This window comes from Bradyrhizobium sp. Bra64 (genome assembly GCF_024519875.1).
In the GTDB taxonomy this organism is placed as follows: Bacteria; Pseudomonadota; Alphaproteobacteria; order Rhizobiales; family Xanthobacteraceae; genus Bradyrhizobium; species Bradyrhizobium japonicum_G.
In genome coordinates, this window is the sequence record NZ_JALJRD010000015.1 from 113,580 (window position 1) to 131,309 (window position 17,730).

Annotated in this window: 8 protein-coding genes; 4 read left to right on the forward strand and 4 right to left on the reverse strand. The window is 58.7% G+C overall.

Translation table 11 applies throughout. From position 1 onward, the window contains the following. Positions 1 to 300 precede the first annotated feature (300 nt). From NR187_RS30265 to NR187_RS30275, 3 genes are read left to right on the forward strand one after another with little or no spacing between them, the layout of a single operon-like run. Positions 301 to 6,450 (forward strand): DEAD/DEAH box helicase, encoded by a 6,150-nt coding sequence (locus NR187_RS30265; protein WP_256808754.1) that lies wholly within the window; start codon positions 301 to 303, stop codon positions 6,448 to 6,450. Beyond that, the gene (locus NR187_RS30270) at positions 6,450 to 8,168 is read left to right on the forward strand and encodes an NERD domain-containing protein (protein ID WP_256808755.1); all 1,719 of its coding nucleotides are present in this window, start codon (positions 6,450 to 6,452) and stop codon (positions 8,166 to 8,168) included. The genes NR187_RS30265 and NR187_RS30270 overlap by 1 nt, the downstream gene beginning before the upstream one ends. Next, positions 8,165 to 9,166 carry a hypothetical protein gene (locus NR187_RS30275; protein ID WP_256808756.1) on the forward strand — a complete coding sequence of 334 codons (1,002 nt, stop codon included), beginning with the start codon at positions 8,165 to 8,167 and terminating at the stop codon, positions 9,164 to 9,166. The genes NR187_RS30270 and NR187_RS30275 overlap by 4 nt, the downstream gene beginning before the upstream one ends. On the opposite strand, the gene NR187_RS30280 is transcribed toward NR187_RS30275, so the two are convergent. The 3 genes from NR187_RS30280 to NR187_RS30290 all read right to left on the reverse strand — a co-directional run bounded on the left by NR187_RS30280 (position 9,120) and on the right by NR187_RS30290 (position 16,192). Beyond that, complete coding sequence (locus NR187_RS30280) at positions 9,120 to 11,972, reverse strand: DEAD/DEAH box helicase (protein ID WP_256808757.1); 2,853 nt, start codon at positions 11,970 to 11,972, stop codon at positions 9,120 to 9,122. The genes NR187_RS30275 and NR187_RS30280 overlap by 47 nt on opposite strands. Next, positions 11,969 to 14,869, reverse strand: a complete 2,901-nt coding sequence (locus NR187_RS30285) for a hypothetical protein (RefSeq protein WP_256808759.1) — start codon at positions 14,867 to 14,869, stop codon at positions 11,969 to 11,971. The genes NR187_RS30280 and NR187_RS30285 overlap by 4 nt, the downstream gene beginning before the upstream one ends. A gap of 123 nt (positions 14,870 to 14,992) precedes the next feature. Further along, a complete protein-coding gene (locus NR187_RS30290) occupies positions 14,993 to 16,192 on the reverse strand; it encodes a hypothetical protein (protein WP_256808760.1) in 1,200 nt (399 codons plus the stop codon). Between the two features lie 274 nt (positions 16,193 to 16,466). Here NR187_RS30290 and NR187_RS30295 point away from each other — a divergent pair, with 274 nt between their 5' ends. Continuing rightward, positions 16,467 to 17,396 carry a hypothetical protein gene (locus NR187_RS30295; RefSeq protein ID WP_256808762.1) on the forward strand — a complete coding sequence of 310 codons (930 nt, stop codon included), beginning with the start codon at positions 16,467 to 16,469 and terminating at the stop codon, positions 17,394 to 17,396. 30 nt (positions 17,397 to 17,426) lie between these two features. On the opposite strand, the gene NR187_RS30300 is transcribed toward NR187_RS30295, so the two are convergent. Further along, the coding region (locus tag NR187_RS30300) for a zincin-like metallopeptidase domain-containing protein (protein ID WP_256808765.1) at positions 17,427 to 17,730 on the reverse strand (304 nt) is incomplete at its 5' end.

The following is a 17,730-nucleotide window of genomic DNA, read 5'->3' on the forward strand; positions in this document are numbered from 1 at the left end:
GTGCCTCAAGACGGTGCTCGCGACGTGCTCGTCGTCGCCTGGCCCGTTCAGCCTTTAGGTACCACGGCGACGAAAAGTCGCCTAAGGGGAGCCGGGAGGTCTAATAACTGCGCCTCGAAGTGAGACCTTTCGCGCCCGGCGTGGCGATCTCCGCCAATTTTCGGTCATCCCTTAGTCGTGGGGAGACAAGCATTGGTTGAACCGCACGATAAAGCAAGTATCGTCGCGATCGAATGATTTGGCGGAAAGTGCCGTTCTATAAGCATCGCGTGGGGAGAAATGCTTAAGGAAATTGATCGAATGAGGGAGGCGCTCGCCTCCTATATTGAGGCGACCTATCACCTTTCGAACGGGAGCGTCGTCAATCTCCGCCGCCAATTGCTGACGGCAGATGGAATCGCGCAAATCCCGTATATCGAAAGCACTCCGACCTACGTGGGAGAACGAAAGTTTTCCACGCTCACTCTTCCGCCGAAGGTTCGCGAACTTCTGACGACGCTCGCATCCAGGGAGGCTGGCCGGGTTCTCTTCAATCCTCCTTATGAGCATCAGGCCCAGGCCTTAGAACTGGCCATGGCGAACGACGCCGGCGGAACCGGAATTGTCGTTACGACAGGCACGGGCTCCGGTAAGACTGAAAGCTTCCTCCTGCCGGTACTGGCGCGCCTGGCCGACGAAGCACTGCACAGGCCGAATCATTTCGCGAATCGCGCGGTCAGGGCGTTGCTTCTCTACCCAATGAATGCCCTGGTAAACGATCAACTCGGCCGACTTCGTACACTCTTCGGCTCTTCAACTGTAAGCCAGTCCTTCACTAAGGCCGCCGGTCGCCCTGCGAAGTTCGGCCGCTATACCGGTCGTACCCTTTATCCTGGAATTAGAAGTGCAAAGCGCGACCAAGTCCGGCTGAAAACGCTGGAGTACTATCTCAAGATCGAAGATGGAGCCAGGAACGGCAATCGAAAGGACCAAGAGCTTGTATTGACGCTGCGGGAAAAGGGACGGTGGCCGGGAAAGCCGGACAGCGTGCTCGGAGCATTCGATGGGCTTCGCGACTGGTATGGCACACAAGGTCAGCATTGGGCGGACGGGAATGGAGATCCGGCGCGGGCCATCGAGCGTCAGCAAGACCCAGAGTTGCTCACCCGCCACGAGATACAGGCTGCATGCCCCGATCTCCTGGTAACCAACTACTCCATGCTCGAATATATGCTCTTGCGCCCGATCGAGCGCGAGATCTTCACCGACACGCGAGCATTCTTCGAGGCGCACCCTGATGAAAACTTCTTCCTGATCCTGGACGAAGCACATCTTTATCGTGGCGCAAACGGCACTGAGGTCGCTTACTTGATCCGGCGATTGCTCGATCGCCTTAAGCTCCCCCTTTCAAGGGTGGTTTTCATCGCGACAAGCGCTTCATTTTCGGACGCCGAAGCCGCGAAGCGTTTCGTCGCAGGGCTCTCGGGCCTGACACCTGATGCGGTCAGGACATTGTCCGGTGAAAAGCGCGCGTTCAACCCTGCCGCCGGGGGCCCTGCCGAGCTTGCCGCCGCATTCGCCGCCGTTCCTCTCGCGGAACTCAACTCCGCCGCCCTCACTGACCGGTCCACCGTGTTGGTCCCATTGATCAGGTTCGCGAATACGGTCACCGGATCACCGGTTTCGCTGAAGAGGATAGACAGCGGCTCCCAAGACATCGTCGTCACGGTGCAGGGCCTCGACAATTCTGGCAACCGAATAGAAGAAAGTGTCACGGTTAGTCCGAACAAGGCGGCAGAGACCTCGCAGTCGTTCCTCGTATTGGACGGAGCTAGATGCGAGCAAGGCAGCGCCTCTGTCACGCGGCGCTACGGTCTTGGGGTCGTCGATTCCCAAGGGTTCAACTCGACGGCAGATGATCTGCCCGCAGCGCTGGCGGAATTGCTGGCCGCTCTGCCCGTGATCGGTCGCCTTCGGAATATCACCTCTGGTGCTCAATCCGACGCCGACCAATTGTCGCTGCAGGGCGCAGCTCGCGCCTTCACCGAGTTGCCGGCACTGCTATTTCCCGAGGCAACGCCTGCCGTCGGTCGCCCAGCTGTCGACGCACTTCTCGAATTGGCGTCTCTTGCACGCTCTACGCCTGACGACCCACCGACCCTCCCGGCCCGCGTGCACTTGCTGTTTCGTGGTCTTCCAGGTTTGTGGGCTTGCGTTAATCCCAATTGCTCCGAGATCCCAGAGAGCCAGCGAGGAGGTCCAACCGGCAAGCTATATGCTGAGCCTCGGCAGAACTGTGCATGCGGCTCGCAGATCTACGAGCTGCATAGCTGCCGCTCGTGCGGCCTTTCCGTGGCGCGGGCCAGCATCGGCGCTCCGGCCGACGTCGAGCACCTCTGGCAAGAAAACGGCCGCTCGTACGCCGGCGATACCGGCATGATCGAGCCGATCCATGTCTGCCTCGAAGATCCGATGTCGCAGAACGCAGGTGCTGTACGCCCCGCCTTCCTGGACATGTCGTCGGGAAGAATCGACGGCGCAGGAAACTTTTCGCGAGAGGTGTGGCTTCCCTCGCGCCTCGGTCCAAAGCTGTTCGAAAACTGCCCGCGCTGCGAAACAGCGAGCGGTCCAGACTCCAACAATGGAATCTCGGATCTGCAGACCAAAGGCGAGCAACCCTTCCAAGAGTTGATTTCGGTCCAGGTGCTTGAGCAACCGCCTCGTCCGCAGGTCAGGACTCCGTTGCAGGGCCGCAAGGCCCTGGTGTTCTCCGACGGCCGTCAGACCGCTTCGCGGTTAGCGGGGACACTGAAGACCTTCTCGTTCCGCGACAGCCTGCGGCCATTGCTGCTAACTGGCATGGCGGCACTCAGGCAGCCGATCTTCAAGCCCTCTTTGGACGATGCCCCGCTCGCGATCGCGCTTGGGGCAGCGCGAAACGATGTCCGATTGCGGCCCGCGGGCGACGACGACGGAAAAATGGATCGAGCTGGCCGGCGAGCCCTCAGCCTGATCGGCAATGAAGATGCGGAGAATGACGATTTTCGATCCCTGTCCAACAAGACGAGCGAAGAGACACCGCTTTCCGTATTTCAGAGTATCTATGCAGTCCTTCAGGATGACCATACCGGACTATTCCCAACAGCCTTAGCCGTGCTTCGGCCAAAGCTCACAAAGACCGAGGCACAGAAGCTCGCCGACGGCCTCGAGCTGCCAGCTGTCGCCAATCTGTCGGAAGATCAGGTACGCACAGCGCTCCTCGAGCTTTGGCTTTGGCAGGCGATGCGCAAGCACGCGATCAAGCTCCAGCACACGCCAATCAACGTCATCGGCGCTCGAGGTTCGGCTGGGATCCGCGAATGGAACGGCAAGTTTTCGAAGAAGTTGACCGGACTGCTGGAAGCTCGCGGCCTCAAGCAGTGGCTGAGGGGCGACTATCTCACGGCTTGTGAACCTGCGCTGCGGGCCGTCTTCGCGGCGGGGGCGTCAACCTCATACTTCGTTCAAGCCTCAAAAGTTAGCCTGGACGCCGACAAGAACTCTGAGTGGATCCGTTGCGAAAGATGCACCAGCGTCTCTCCTCGCAACCCGTTACTCGGCGATCGTTGCGGATATTGCACGGGCATTGCCAAAGTCATCGATCCTGCGAGCGATCCAGTATTCCGGAGCCGCAAAGCATTCTATCGCAGGCTTTGGGAGCGCCTTAGCGACAAGGATGATGCCTACGCGCCACATCAGCTAATTGCGGAAGAACATTCTGCAGCACTCAACGACAGCGGAATGGCCAACGCCATGTCCCGCAACGAAGCATACGAACTTCGCTTTCAGGACATTCCGATCGAACAGGATGGCCAGACTGGCTCGCCGATCGACATCCTGAGTTGCACAACGACGATGGAAGTCGGCATCGACATCGGCGGCTTGACCGCTGTGGCACTCCGCAACGTTCCTCCCGGGCGCGCAAACTATCAGCAGCGCGCTGGTCGGGCGGGCCGTCGAGGGGCGGGACTCTCGACCGTAGTAATGTTCTGTGGGGCAGACAGTCATGACCAAAGCTTCTTCAGAGATCCTGCGCCGATCGTCGCCGGACCAGCGCCTGATCCAATCCTCAATCTGGACAACCCCGTAATCGCCAGGCGCCAAGCCTTCGCGTACCTGATCGGCCGCTTTCAACAAGATCGGATCAACACGGTCGGGGGCAGTTCGGACGTCTTCTCCTCGCTAGGATCGGTGGCCGACTTTGTCGGTGGCGCGATCGACGTCTTTTCCCTCGAGGGGCTCAAGCAGTGGATCGCCGATGGACGAGCCGAACTAAGCTCTGACCTCTCTCGGCTGTTTACGAGCTACTGTCCGAAGCTCGACCCCAACATCCTGCTTGATGAGTTGCCCCGTGTCCTGGAGGAGAACCTCGTTCCCTCCGCTACAGAAGAACCCGACGTACCAGCCACGCCCGCGCCTTCAGCGGCAGACAGCGACGCTGAAGACGAGCAGCTAGAGGACACAAACGACAACGACCGCTCGAGCGCGGACACCGGCAAGCTGTTGGACACGCTGTTCGACCAAAGTTTGCTGCCTAAATATGCCTTCCCGACCGATGTCGCTACCTTTAGCGTATTCGAGGACAATGCCGGACCCTGGAACCCCAAGCGCCGCTACTCGCCACAGCAGGCTCTGAACGCGGCCCTGAGCCAATATGCCCCTGGGCATGAGGTATGGGTCGATGGGCAGCGCTATCTTTCTCTGGGACTTTATTCCGAACGTGAAGAGGAGCGGATAAATGCTTACCGCGAGCGGCGCCTCTATTACCAATGCCGGACCTGCAATTATGCCGACCTGCTCAATTGGGACGAGGGATATCCAGAACAGACCCGAGACTGTCCAGCCTGCAAGAGCCGCGCAAGCCTTGGACCAGCTCGGCGCTGGATTCGCCCGCCTGGATTTTCACATCCACCAAGCATCACAGCCCTTCCACCCGATTTTGACGCAGGCACGCCACTAAGGCCTACGAAGGCTACGCTCGATTCTCTCTCATTCGATCCAGCCTCGCAAATTGGTACTCAATCCTGGCCGATGGGCACCGGTTGGGACGCGTGGACTGACAGCCGGACTCTCGTTGTGACCAACCGCGGCTCGCTCGATGCGACTAGGCCGGGCTTCAACTATTGCACTCACTGCGGTCGAATCGAACCGACTGACTTTGATCCGCAACTGAAGCAACTGGGCGGCGGACAACCCCACAATCGGCCGAGACCGAAACGACCTAAAGAGCCTGATCAGTGCAGTGGAGTTGTGACCCGCATTGTATTGGGCAATGAGTTTCGCACCGACGTCGCCGTTTTTCGGTTAGCGCTCCCGATCGACTGGCAATTGGCGCCCGATCGGCCTTCGACAACAATCGCAGCACGCTCCGCGGTAGAAGCCTTGCGTCGTGCAGCCTGCATGCTTGAGGATCTTGAACCCAACGATATCGACGGAGACTTCCGCTTCGCGCCAGGTGACGGAGCGCAACAATTCATTGATCTATATCTGTATGATCAAGCTGCGGGAGGAGCCGGCTTTGTGAAAGCGGCAGCACGAGACCCGCAACGCTTGGTCGATACTGCACTCAGCTTATTGGACAACTGTACCTGCGACGATAGCTGCTATCAGTGCCTCCGCTCCTACAAAAACCGATTTGAGCATGCGCTGTTCGATCGTCGCATTGGGGCTGACTTGCTTCGGGCTTGTTTCCGGGGGAGCCCGCTCACGATTGATAGCGAACGCGAAGACTATGCGCTTAACCGGCTTGAGCGTGATCTCACCGAGAGTGGCGCACCGACGACACGACTTGACGGCGGAATAATTGACGGCAAGGGACAACTCATTTGTCTATCGCATCCTTTCCTTGAAACCGAGCCGTGCTCCGGTCGCGCCAAAGCGCTATCAAGGGACAGGGATACCATCGCAGTCGACATTCTTCTTGTACTGCGCGCGCTTCCAATTGCGTCGAATGTTGCATTGTCGATTCCCAATGTTGACCTAAATCGTGGTCTTCAGTCAGATCCACAAGGCACCCCAGAACTTACTCCGGCGATGGTCGTCACAAAGAACCTGCCTCCGCCAGAGGATACTCCGCGCTTTGCCGTTCCTGGCGCTCAAGCCGGCGACGTCCTCTTCCGCGTGACCGGCAACATGCTGACTGGCAGAAACGGCGATGGACAGGGTGGTACCGTTGCCAAAGGGGCGTTGTGCTTATTCAGCCCGTTTGCCGGGACGCCCGGCAAAACGGATGCCTATCTAATCCGTCGCACCGACGGCAGAGCATTCGGCTCGACTGGCGCCGAGTGGACCGTTGGGATCCTTCAAGAGACGGCCAATGGCGTACGCGTTCGTTACAGGGCTGCGCCCCAACATATGGAATGCGTCAGTGAACTGGTCCAACCGGCCGAAGCGGTCGAGGCAATAGCTGTTCTGGTGAGGGTTGTCGGATAGTGGCTATTTTCATTCCCCCGATTGATGTCGAAACCATGGAGCATGGCTCCGAGGCTGACGTTGCGCGCGCTATGCAGAACAGCCTAGGCGCGGGCTTCATCGTCATGCATTCGTTGCCGTGGGCGAATCCGGCTCGCGACGACATCGATGCGGCCGCCCGCGAAGGGGAAGCCGACTTTCTGATTCTGCATCGACAGTACGGGCTGCTTCTCCTTGAGGTAAAAGGCGGCGAGATTACCTGTAAGGGGCGGGTTTGGTATCGACACGTCAAATCTGGCCTCAAAGAGATCAAAGATCCCGTTCGGCAGGCGAACCGCAGCAAATGGGCGCTCAAACGCCGGATCGGACAAATCTGCGGTAAGACTGTCTCTGACCGGACAGTGTTCTCCACCGGAGTGGCATTCCCTCACTGCGTGTTCAGCGATCCATTGCCTCCCGACCTCCCTGCCCAGTCCGTCATCACAATGGACGATCTGCCAGATATCGAAGCGGCAATCGTTCGCGCGTACAAGGCTGGCGGCGGCGGCAAAACGGAACTTTCGATCCACGAGTTCGACGCTGTCAGACGCGCGCTTGCACCCGAGTTTCGCGTTTATGAACCTCTCAAGATCAGCGTGAATGCGACTGCCGAAACGCTCGCGCGCCTAACCCGCCAGCAGCTTCAAGTTCTGCGTGGGTTTGACGCCAACCCTCGCGCGATCATTGAGGGCGTGGCAGGCTCAGGTAAGACATTGTTGGCTATTCAACGTGCCAAATCGTTTGCAGCAAAGAGTTCACCAGTTCTCTTTACTTGCTTCAATTCGGAACTCGCGAAATGGGTGCGTGAGGAGTTGGCCGACGAAGTCGTCGAGAACGGCGGGCGCATCAAAGTCGCAAACTTCCATCGGCTAGCCTCGGATCTGTGCAAAGAGGCTGGGATTGAGTTCGCCGTCAACGAATCCGACCCGGCGCGCTGGTGGGACGAGATCGCGCCGGATCTGCTCGCCCAGGCCGCGATGGATCTCTACTCGGGACACCCTTATGCAGCGCTCGTGGTTGACGAGGCACAAGACTTCTCTCCAAGTTGGTGGGACGCCCTCGAGTATCTTTGCGACGGCAACAGCTCGATTTGGGCCTTTCTCGATAAGGCTCAAAGCCTCCGGCGCGATCCGGTCGATCCTCCAATCCGCAATGCGTTCCGGCTTTCCCTCGATGTGAACTGCCGAAACACGCGTCGTATCGTTGCTTGCGCCAATGCGGCAACGCGCATTGAGAGCCAACCGTTCGAGATGGCGCCTCTGGGACGCCCCCCGAAGATAATCACTCCAACTAACCCGTCAGCCGTTGCCGGGCTCGTCGCCACAGAAGTTCGCGTACTCCTCAAGGAACACCGGCTCGATCCGAGGCAGATTGCAATCATTTGCCCGGCCAGCAAGGCCAAGAGCCCACTTGCTACGACGACCGAAATCGACGGCGTGCCTTTGATCGAAGATGCCGCCCTGTGGCGTCAAGGACGGGGTCTGCTGTGCAGCACCGCCCGGAGTTTCAAAGGATTGGAGGCAGACGTCGTCATCCTGGCCGACTTTTCGGGACTTGGGGGATGGTTCACCGTGAGTGACCTCTATGTCGCTCTCACTCGAGCTCGCTCACACCTCATCATCGTTGCGCACGACCGGACGGCGAAAGAGGTGCTTGATGCTGCACTCGCAGCAGCCGTTGCCGTCGGAGCAGACGAATGATATCGAGCGACAGTTGGATCAATGCAATCGGAGGTGAGCGCGACCAAGACGGCCAATTGACGCTTAGAACCGTCATCGCGCACATCCGCGGGGCGGTGATCGAGACGGGGTTCGTCAGCCTTGGCCGCATCACGCGCGGTCTCAAAGAAGCTTATCGTCCGCTGAGCATCGACGAAGATGTTCTCGGAAAGACGGTCAAGGAGGCTATACGGGTACTTTTGCTGAGTGGCGATATCGATGAATTCGAGACGAGTGCCGGACGTGGGTATGCAGCCACTCCGCCTCGTCGCGTCGTCTGGAATGGCAGCCGCGCCGTGCTCCTCGGCAGAAGCCTGCACGGCAACTCTCAATCTGTCGTAAGACAGTTGGCTCCAGAGGAGGGCAGCGACGACGCAGTCACGATCACTCTTTCAGACGAGCTTGGACGACCCGAATGGCGATCCGCGCTCGTCGAATTGAACGCCGCGGATGTCGTCGACGGTGACGTGGGCGCCCTATTCGAAGTTGCCTCCTCGCTCGCAACGAGCGGCGATCGCTACTCGCTTGACGAGCCCGAGACCATCGCGGTGCTCAGTGGGCGGGGCAAATATTTCGGTCAACCTGAGCCAGTTCCTTCGGGCCGCTGGCAACGGCCGACCGAAGGCGGCTGCTTCCCCGCGATCATCAAAACGGGATACAGCTTTCGCAACGTCGTTCTGAATGTTGACGCTGGCTCAACGAAGTTGTGGCAACCAGCATCGCTTGACCTCTGGCGTTGGGTTGTCGTCGGCTTCACTATTGCGCGGGGAGATCCGGTCACTAGCTACGATTCGAGTTCTCAGCGACTGGACTTTCTTACGCCACCGCCAAAGCAGTTAGAGCGCATTGCTTTACTTACCGGTTCAAAGATCGGTCCCTGGTCGTGGACCATCGACGCCGACGCCTACGGAATAATCATCGATGCCTTAGGGCCTAATCAGCGAGCGAGCGGGGTATCAAGAGGAAGGTCCGCTTATTGATTAACTCGCCTTTGGCCCGCATGGCGTCTTCTAGATGCGATAGGCGATTTTTGCGAGCCGCGCAGACTAGTTCGGTCAGGCGTTGACCGAGCGCCGCGCCTCTCTGTGCTGCCTTGTTGAATTCCAGGCTGTCGTCGAGCGACTGCGCCTGCCTCAACTCCGTTTGCGCCACTGTCGCCAAATTCTCAAAATCCGCCTGCACGGCGAACAGGCGTCTATTGAGGGCTGCGTGCACGGCGCCCGTCGCCTTTGCGAGACCGTCCAAGGCAAGCTGCTTGAGGCGCCCATTGGCGTGGGATCGAATGGCTTGGGCTTTCCCCTCGCTAAGGCTGGCACGCCGCTTCCCCATTTGTCGGGCTTTAGTATCGTCGTGGAAGGGGTTCAACACAGCAGAAGCGGCGCTGTCCGCTGCGATCCACTCGGCGCCATTCTCGACGGACACTGCGAAGAGAATCTCCGGAGGCGCCAAACCTATCAGCCAGCGCCGATCCGCTTCAAATTGGGCCAGCGCCAGTCGCGTAGATCGATCGCGGGCATCTTGCTCCGCCTTTGATGTGCGGGAGCCACCTTCCGCTCCCAACATCGTTTCAACGTCGCATTCGATCGCTTTCCGCAAATCCAACTCGGCGCAAGTTACAAGCAGACGTCGGTCCGCCCACTCTAGTATAGGATGGCCTTCCGGGTATTCGACCACGAACTCAGTCATATAGTCGGTTGCCGGCGCCTGCTTCTCGAATGCGGCAACTGAATCATCGTGCAACGCGCAGCCATGATCAAAGAAGTGAAGGCGCCGCGGCTGCTGATCTGCTTCAACGACATTAGTCAGCGGCGGGCACTCAATCACAGAGCGTTTCGCGATGAATGCTTGTCGGTAGCGCGAACTGCGCGGATCGAGATCGGGGATCACCAGACCGACATTGCCCGCTGATTTGTACCACATCGTCCGGAACCGTTGAGCGCCGTCGCGGCGCTTCCGAACTTCAAGATATTCGTCCTGCGCAATCTTGAGCATCGTTTCAGCGGCGCGCTCGCGCATAACATACCAGTTCCACTCAAAGCCATCGACCAGAGCCATTGGCGCGGCATAGGCCCTGCCGCGGTACTTGGCGTCAAGACGCATTGCTATTGAGGTGCGCAGCGTCGGCGCGATGCGGGTCGCCTGAAGCCAGGCGTCGAACTTCTCACCCAGCGTCTTCGCCTCACGCAACGCGTCGGTCCAATTGTTCTGCCCGCGCCCATCGGCTGCGGCGTTGATCGCGTCGCTGATCGTCTCCCACTCGGACTCGTCGAAAACCTCGCTTTTATGGAAGACGCCGGTCCCCTCAAGAACATCAAGGATCTTCTCTTCGTTCGAACCGATCGTGACAATTGGCGTGATTGCGATACGCCGAGCTTGCGGATTTTCCTTGGTCCCGAGCCGATCGATGCGCCCTATCCACTGCTGGATGTCGGGCGGCGACCAAGGGAGCGCAAAGAATACAATCTCGTCAGAGAACTGAAGATTGCGCCCTTCGCGCGCGGCGTCTGCGGTCACGAGAACCTTTGCTTCGTTGCTGATGAAGTCTTCGAGAGCCTCTTTCAGTTCCCCGACTTGCACCTCCAACTCTTCCGCCGCTCGCGCCGAGCGACGTTTCTTTGCGACCTTGATGTCAGCCAGCTTTTCGATTGCATCACAGAGATAGTCCGTGGTCGGGTTGTCCTCTGCAACCACAATAACGCGCGCATTGGGATCCCTCGAATGCAGTCCGCGCAGGTGATCGATTAAGGCATCGAGCTTCGCATCTCCCGGCTCTTCTCGAATACAGCTGTTGATCCCTTGCCACGCAACCCGCAATTCCGACGTGCCGCGAGGCAGGGTGCTAAGGCGATCGCGAAGCGACGAAACACTTCGGCCGGCGACCTGAAGCAAGAGATCTCGGCGTAAATCAAGGTCCGCTTGCCTGGCGGCTTCTAGATATTCGCGGGTCGTCCGGGAACGGCCGACATCGCCATCTGTAGGTGCAACGCGCAAAGGCTGATAGTTTCGTTTCGGGAGCGCTTGTGGGTAGTCAGTGCGGGCGGTCCGGATCATTCGGCGGTATAATCCGTACGACTCCTCAATAGCTCTTCGTTTGCCCGCATCGTGCATTTGCGCGGAGAAGGCTTCTAACGCAAACGCCTCACGTTCGGCCAGGACGTCAAGAATATCTCGATTTTCCGCCTGGGCTATGATCGCTGCTTCCGGCTCGATAAGGGACAGCAACTCACCTCGCGTTGCAGGAAGATGCAACGCAGGGGTCGCCGTCAGCACAATGACATTGGGAATGATCCGTGCGGCAACGACCAAGTCGCGGCGGACCTGAACCTGCATCTTCGTAAATTCATCGATGATGAGCAGGTCGATCTTCTCGCCTGCCAGCCGCTTGCCGGCAACCAGAAGGCTCGGCCTTGCCAGGCGGAGTACAATGTTGCCGACAACACCGCCTTCCTGACCGGACTCGATAGGCAGAATATGTCCGCGGGAAAGGAGTTCTTCCGCCCATTGATCGGCAAGTTCGTCGGGAACAACAAGCGCAACGTTCAGAGGCCTCGGAGATTGCGCAGCCAGTGCGCGCATAACCATGATTGCCTGGATGGTCTTGCCGAGCCCCACTTCGTCGGCCAGGAGCCAACGGCACGTCGTGCCGGTAATCATCCGGTGCACGCTCTCGACTTGATGGGGGTAGGCAAGGGCGCCGACGCCAAGGGCACCAAGCAGTGCCTGGTCGCGATCAACTCGCCGAGCCGCGGCATGAATACCCAGCAGTACGCGGTAGAAGTCGCTCATGACGTCGTCCCGACGGTCGCGGCTTCCAGACGGAGCGCCGCATACCGCGTCGCACGGGCGACAAACGGATCCGAAGCGAGAACGTGAATCACTCGCTCCACGTCGTCGCAGGCTGCCGGCGACAACCAGAGAAGCAAGGCGCTAGCCGCTAGTTCCGCGCTAAGATATCCGCGAGGAAGCGCCCAGGCCTTCGTCCAGGCCGACAGGTCTTCGGCAAGTTCGGCCAGGCTAATATCGGCATAAGGCCGATGACTAAGTTGTCGTCCGCCTTCGGAAGGCACCAAGAGTTTCACAAGAGCCCGGCGTCTGGTGTTCTCAAGTGCCTCGATGGCCGCGTCCTCCCAGTCCTCGTCATTGCTGCCGAAGTCGCAGTCATCCTCGTCCACCTCAAGCAATTTGCCTTTGACATGAAGGGTAATCACAGTCTCTGTGAAAGCCGCGTTGAGCGCCTCATCCATGCTACTCCCTGAGGGCTTTTCGCTCGCGAGGGGCCATTCAGGATCGCGATCCATCGCGTGGCGGCGGAATGCATCCCAGAAAATGCTGTGATCATCCGCTTCAATTCCAGGCGGCAACGTCGCCAGGCCGCGGTTGATCGCCGCGTGTAACAAGGAGCCGTGTGGGTCGGAATGGCTCGAGCGTGACGACTGTTCACTTCGCCACCAAGTATTTCCGCACAAGTCAATTACGAGCGGTTCATCGAATTGGCGAACGACCCGCCCTTTGACCGCGACAGCTGACAGAGATCTGCATAGACCTCGGGCCCAGGCGGCGCGTGCGCGGGCGATATCCCCCACGCCTCGCCCCTGATAGTACTTCCGGCGCAATCCGACATCATTGCCGAACTGAGCCGTCAGATCGCTCAAGTCGAAGGTTGATGACGTAATGATCTGGACCGGATCGGCAATGCGCCCATCTCCCAGTTTGAGACCAAACGCTGCCCCACCCCGAACAGGCGGATTAATGCTTTGCGCCTGCTCAAAGCGGTGCGGGCGGAGCGCGCTAGCCGCGATCAATTCCGAATGAATATCGGCGCCGACCAACGACGGTCGGTGATCGTCCCACTCGACGGATGCCAATGGTCTTTCGAGGGAGACGCTCAACTCAACCGAGCGACCAACCGTGATGCGCAGGAGCCCCCGTCCCGCGTTGAGAAGTTTCGAGCGAGTTCTATCCTCATATAGAGGGCTAAGAAGCGGGGACGCCTCTGGGATCGTTACTGGCAACGTTGCCAGACGGTCAGTTCCGCGGGCAATGAGCCGCCCGTCAATTTCGAGTTCGGCGACAATCTCTGTGTCGATGAGGGGAAAGACGCTCTCGACCCGCAATTGGAGCCGGCGCTGTGTGAGCGCATCGAACGCGGTATCGCGTTCGAACAGGAATACGTCGACGATAGCATCGTCAATCCGCGGGACGCGCTCAACTCTTAGGCCTTGAACACCGGCGGCTGTCGCGCCCATTGGAAGCGATTGAGGCTTCACTTCAACCAGGGGATCATCTGTTCGATAAAGCAGGAAAGGACGATCAGGTCGCACAGTTCGGCGCGGCGCGCCGATCGCGTCAAGTGGATGGCGCGCGAGGATCGAGTGGACAGTTTCGTCGAGGATACCTTCCCGCCGAAGCAGATCGCGATTCGCCGCATCGGCCAAGTTTGCTTCGTAGACGAAGTAGCCACACACATTTCCCAACTGGCGAAGTTGCAGCGGTCCAGTCGTGGCTTTGGTAGCGATCCAGACGAAGCCCTTTTGCCCGGCTGGCGGGTCAAAGCGCTGTTCGGCTTGAGTTCGATCATCGTTTGGGTCGAAGAATAGACGATCGCTCCATTCGACGGTCCTGGCCGCCAACATGGTCGCGGCATCGCTGCCTGCCCCAAACACGACGCTTGCGTCGGGATACGCTGCGTCATCGCCCGCGGGAGGTACCTGCAATGCCAGCGCAAAGGGTCCGGTGCCCAGTGCAGCATCCGGATGAAGGAAGCCACCTCTACCCCAAAGGCGCGGCCGCCAAGCTGCCGATCGAGCGGTCGATCGCGCCTGGTCGAGCAACGCGGACGATAGCGCTGGCCAGGTGACGAAAAGACGCATGCCCGATGGCTCCCGGGTCAGCGTCAGTTGTCCGCGTTCCGGGGGTGCGATGGCGGGCGCTTTGACCGTTCGCGCTCGGGACCGCGCGCTTCTCGCGGCGAAGAAGGCTTCTTGATCGCTGGCCAGCGCATTCCTTAAGCGCGTGAAGCTTGCCTCAGACAGTAGTTGGCCACGATTTTCGGCAAGCAGCGCTGCCAATACGCGACCGGACGGCGCCTCGAAGCGTAGCCAATCGACCAGCCGCGCTCCTTCGGCAGCGGCTGCCCAGGCTCGCAGGCTCTGGAAGTTGCCGGCCCGACCTGGTCCTGGGAGCGCCCCCATTGGGGCACGCGCCATCATTCGAGCGACCGCGCCTACAAGATCGACAGGGAGAAGCGCGTTAGCGATTGGCCACGATATGATGGAAAAATGCGCGCTGAAAGCACTCTCTGAGGGGCGAGAGATCTTGTATTTTTTCGCAAGCGAATCGAATTCGTCGCCGACCTTCGCTCGCTGCGTCATTGAGATCGGAAGCCCAATGGCATCGGCGAATTTCGCCCAATAATCCGTGCCCACGCCTTCGAAGCGAAATCCGATCTCCGCAGCCACGGCGCACGTTAGAAGGGGCGCCCGCGATAGCAGCGTGTCCAGCGTGGACCCGCTAGGCGCCAGGGGAAGGAAGTCTTCGAAGTCGCCCGGCCAAAGGGTAGCCTCGTCGACGGCTTCGACCAGCGTGACGCCTTCAACGCCCTTTTTGTTTAAGGCCGCGACCGACGACCTCAATTGACGTTCGAGAGCGTCGATTTCTCCCCAGCCAAGCATTGGCACCCGCACGCACGTGTTCCCTCGACAGGCGGGAACGCGCGGGCCCCAGTACCCGCGCTAGTTGCAGCAAAGCGCGAATCACGCGGCCTTGGCAAGCGAACTAAAGACGCAGCGTGCAAATTTGCAGGAAGTTCAGTGCCTAGGGCTCAGCGGCAGCCAATTCGCCGGGGTATTCGTATGCTCATCCGGCCGAAGGCCTTCAGCATGATACCTCCCGAACGTGGGCTTCAGTTCTTCCCAAACCACGGCGATCACGGTCACGACGTTCCGCCGGAACTGAACGCACCACTCCGCCTCTTTCGATGGAAGACCTGATCTATCTTCTGCGTCCAGCCGTTCGAGCCGTTTGGCTAGTGGTGGGTGGCTATCCCGTTCAGGAACTACGTCTGTGCCGGCCAGCAAGGTCTGTCGCGCCCGCGCGATGAGATCGGTACCCGCTAAAATTATCGATCCGGCCCCCGACAGCAACATCACGTCCGCCGCAGTCTCCGCAAGTGCACCGGAAATCAAGCGAGCAAAAATGTCGGCCTGGTACTCATCTTCCCACGCAGATGTTTTGGTTTGAATGTCATTCGACGAAGATGCGCCGACACCATGCTGAAGGGAGTGGTGGCCGTATTCGTGAGCGACTGCGAACACTTCCATTGCGTCCAGCAACGATCGCCGCAATTCCGCTCTTGGCCCCTCGGGGGCTTCGCCCAACCCGATGGGCGGTTTACCCGTTACGGCGTATTGACGAACGATCCTGATCCATTCGGCACGGACCGAACTGTCTGAGCGCAATTTTTCCCTGATCGCAGACGCATCGAGAGAGAACTTGATGCCATTGTCGCCGACGATGCGAGGATCCAGCGTGTGGCTAACGGCCTTGCTGACCAGATCGCAGAACACGAGAAAGGGTATGCTCACATCGATGATGCTGGCGGTCGTCTGAAGCACGGCGAACTGCTGCGCGGTGAGACCTGGCTCTCTTAGACTGCCGAATGCAACACCATCACCAATCGGAACATTGAGCTTCTTGCACGCTGCTTCAATGCGCTCGATGAGCTTATCTAGGATAAGGATCGCGTGCGGATCGTCTAGTTCGGACACGGACGGTAACTGCGAGATGGCATTTGCAAACGCCTCAGCGACCGCCTCACATTCTGACTCGGTGGCACCGCTTCGCTTCGCGACCTCAAGAACCATTGGCCGATTGGCTCTTACCCACCGCAATATCTCATCGCGGGTGATGGCCGGCATGCCAGATTTTAATGCCGCCGCGCGCTGAAGCTGTCGACGATAGTCCTCAGCAGCAGACCGACCGTCGGGGATTTCGCTTGGTTCGCTCATTCTAAGCTGCCTTGGCGGGCTTCAGTTGCTTCCATGTCTAATGCTGACGTTTTGCGCGACATTAAATCAAGGCGCGGGCTGCGTGACCTATAGCCGGTACGCCTTCAAGCCAAGCGCCAAAGACTCCCTAGGAACTCTGCGCAGCTACGACGTTCTAGACAGGCCCATGGGTGCAGCCTGTCAGTGACCCTTCTCTGATTAATCCTTCTGCATTTGAGCTTGATACTTCCCGAATTGCAAGCATAGCTTGCACTATTTAACATGGGGTGGGCAGATGAAAAAAGCGTGTGTTACTGCGCTCGGTATTTGCGCAATCATCTTTTCAGGAACGCAGACTATCGCGCAGAACAATGGTGCGAAACCCAAAGACGAACCGCTCCACAACACTCGGGGCGGAGCCACTGAAGTAGGCAGGGTGGATGTTCCCTGGAAGTTCGGCCCAGATACAAAGCTCGCGATGTGTTCGCTGATCGACCTATGGGTGAGGGCCGATTCGCCATACTTCGATAGCTGGTACATCCGTTACGACATTACCGATCCAAAGACATTCTTGAACGTGCGGATGATCGAACATCCCACGGATTCGCTTTGGTTCAGACTGTACACAGCTGATGGGAGTTTTATAAAGGAGATCAAGGGAGCGGATAACGAAGTCATAAATGAGCAGTTAGGTATTGGCACATTCTACGTTCAAGTCGTCACGGGTACCGGCTACGCTCATATGCCAGACGGAACAAACCACGCGAGAATCATCTCTCGTTATTCGCCCGGCACTATCGCCCAACCCAATGAACCGATCATTCTGAACCCAGGGAGCGGGCCGGTGTTGGCATCTTATACTGGGTCAGTCGGAACGTTTGTCGGGCGGGAGACAGCAGAGAATGTGGCCCAAATCGCTCCGGAAGTCATCGTGCAGTGCCCGGTGAGTGAAAGAGAGGAGCACACGGTGATGAAATGGCACGACGAAATAACCATTAGAAATGTGCCGGCCGGCAAATACACCTTGCCGCTTGTCATATCGAATGGGTTCAATCTTTGGCCAGACCTTGCCGCGTATTACGTCGGTAATATTGGTGATGCGAAGATCGACGGCACCTTTGAGCATTTTGGCGGTGATTTGAAATTAAAGATTGGAGCCTTTGGGCCGGTAGAGGCGACATCTGATCACTATGCGCAGTATTCTTTTCAATTGGTCAAACAATAGTTGACAGTATGAAGGGCGACGAAGCCCCCATCACTGGGGGCTTCGAGCATACTCTTTCGGCTGTTCGACAGCGGGTTTGGTCTCGTCCACCCCATGGCCTTTCTGAAGAAGCCAGTCAGCCGCCTGGGAGGCATAGGACGCGATCGAGAACACAGCCCGGTTGTCCGCCTCGAGAACTTTCAGCCAGCCCTCAATGTAAGCCGGGGACTGAGCCTCGATGTAGGAGTAACCGAAGTGAGCGCATATGAACGCTGAACCCAGTTCGGCGACCAGTTCTTCGTAAGCGCTGTCTTCAGGCCACAGCTCTGAGGTCGTGACGGCAATAGGCCCAGGG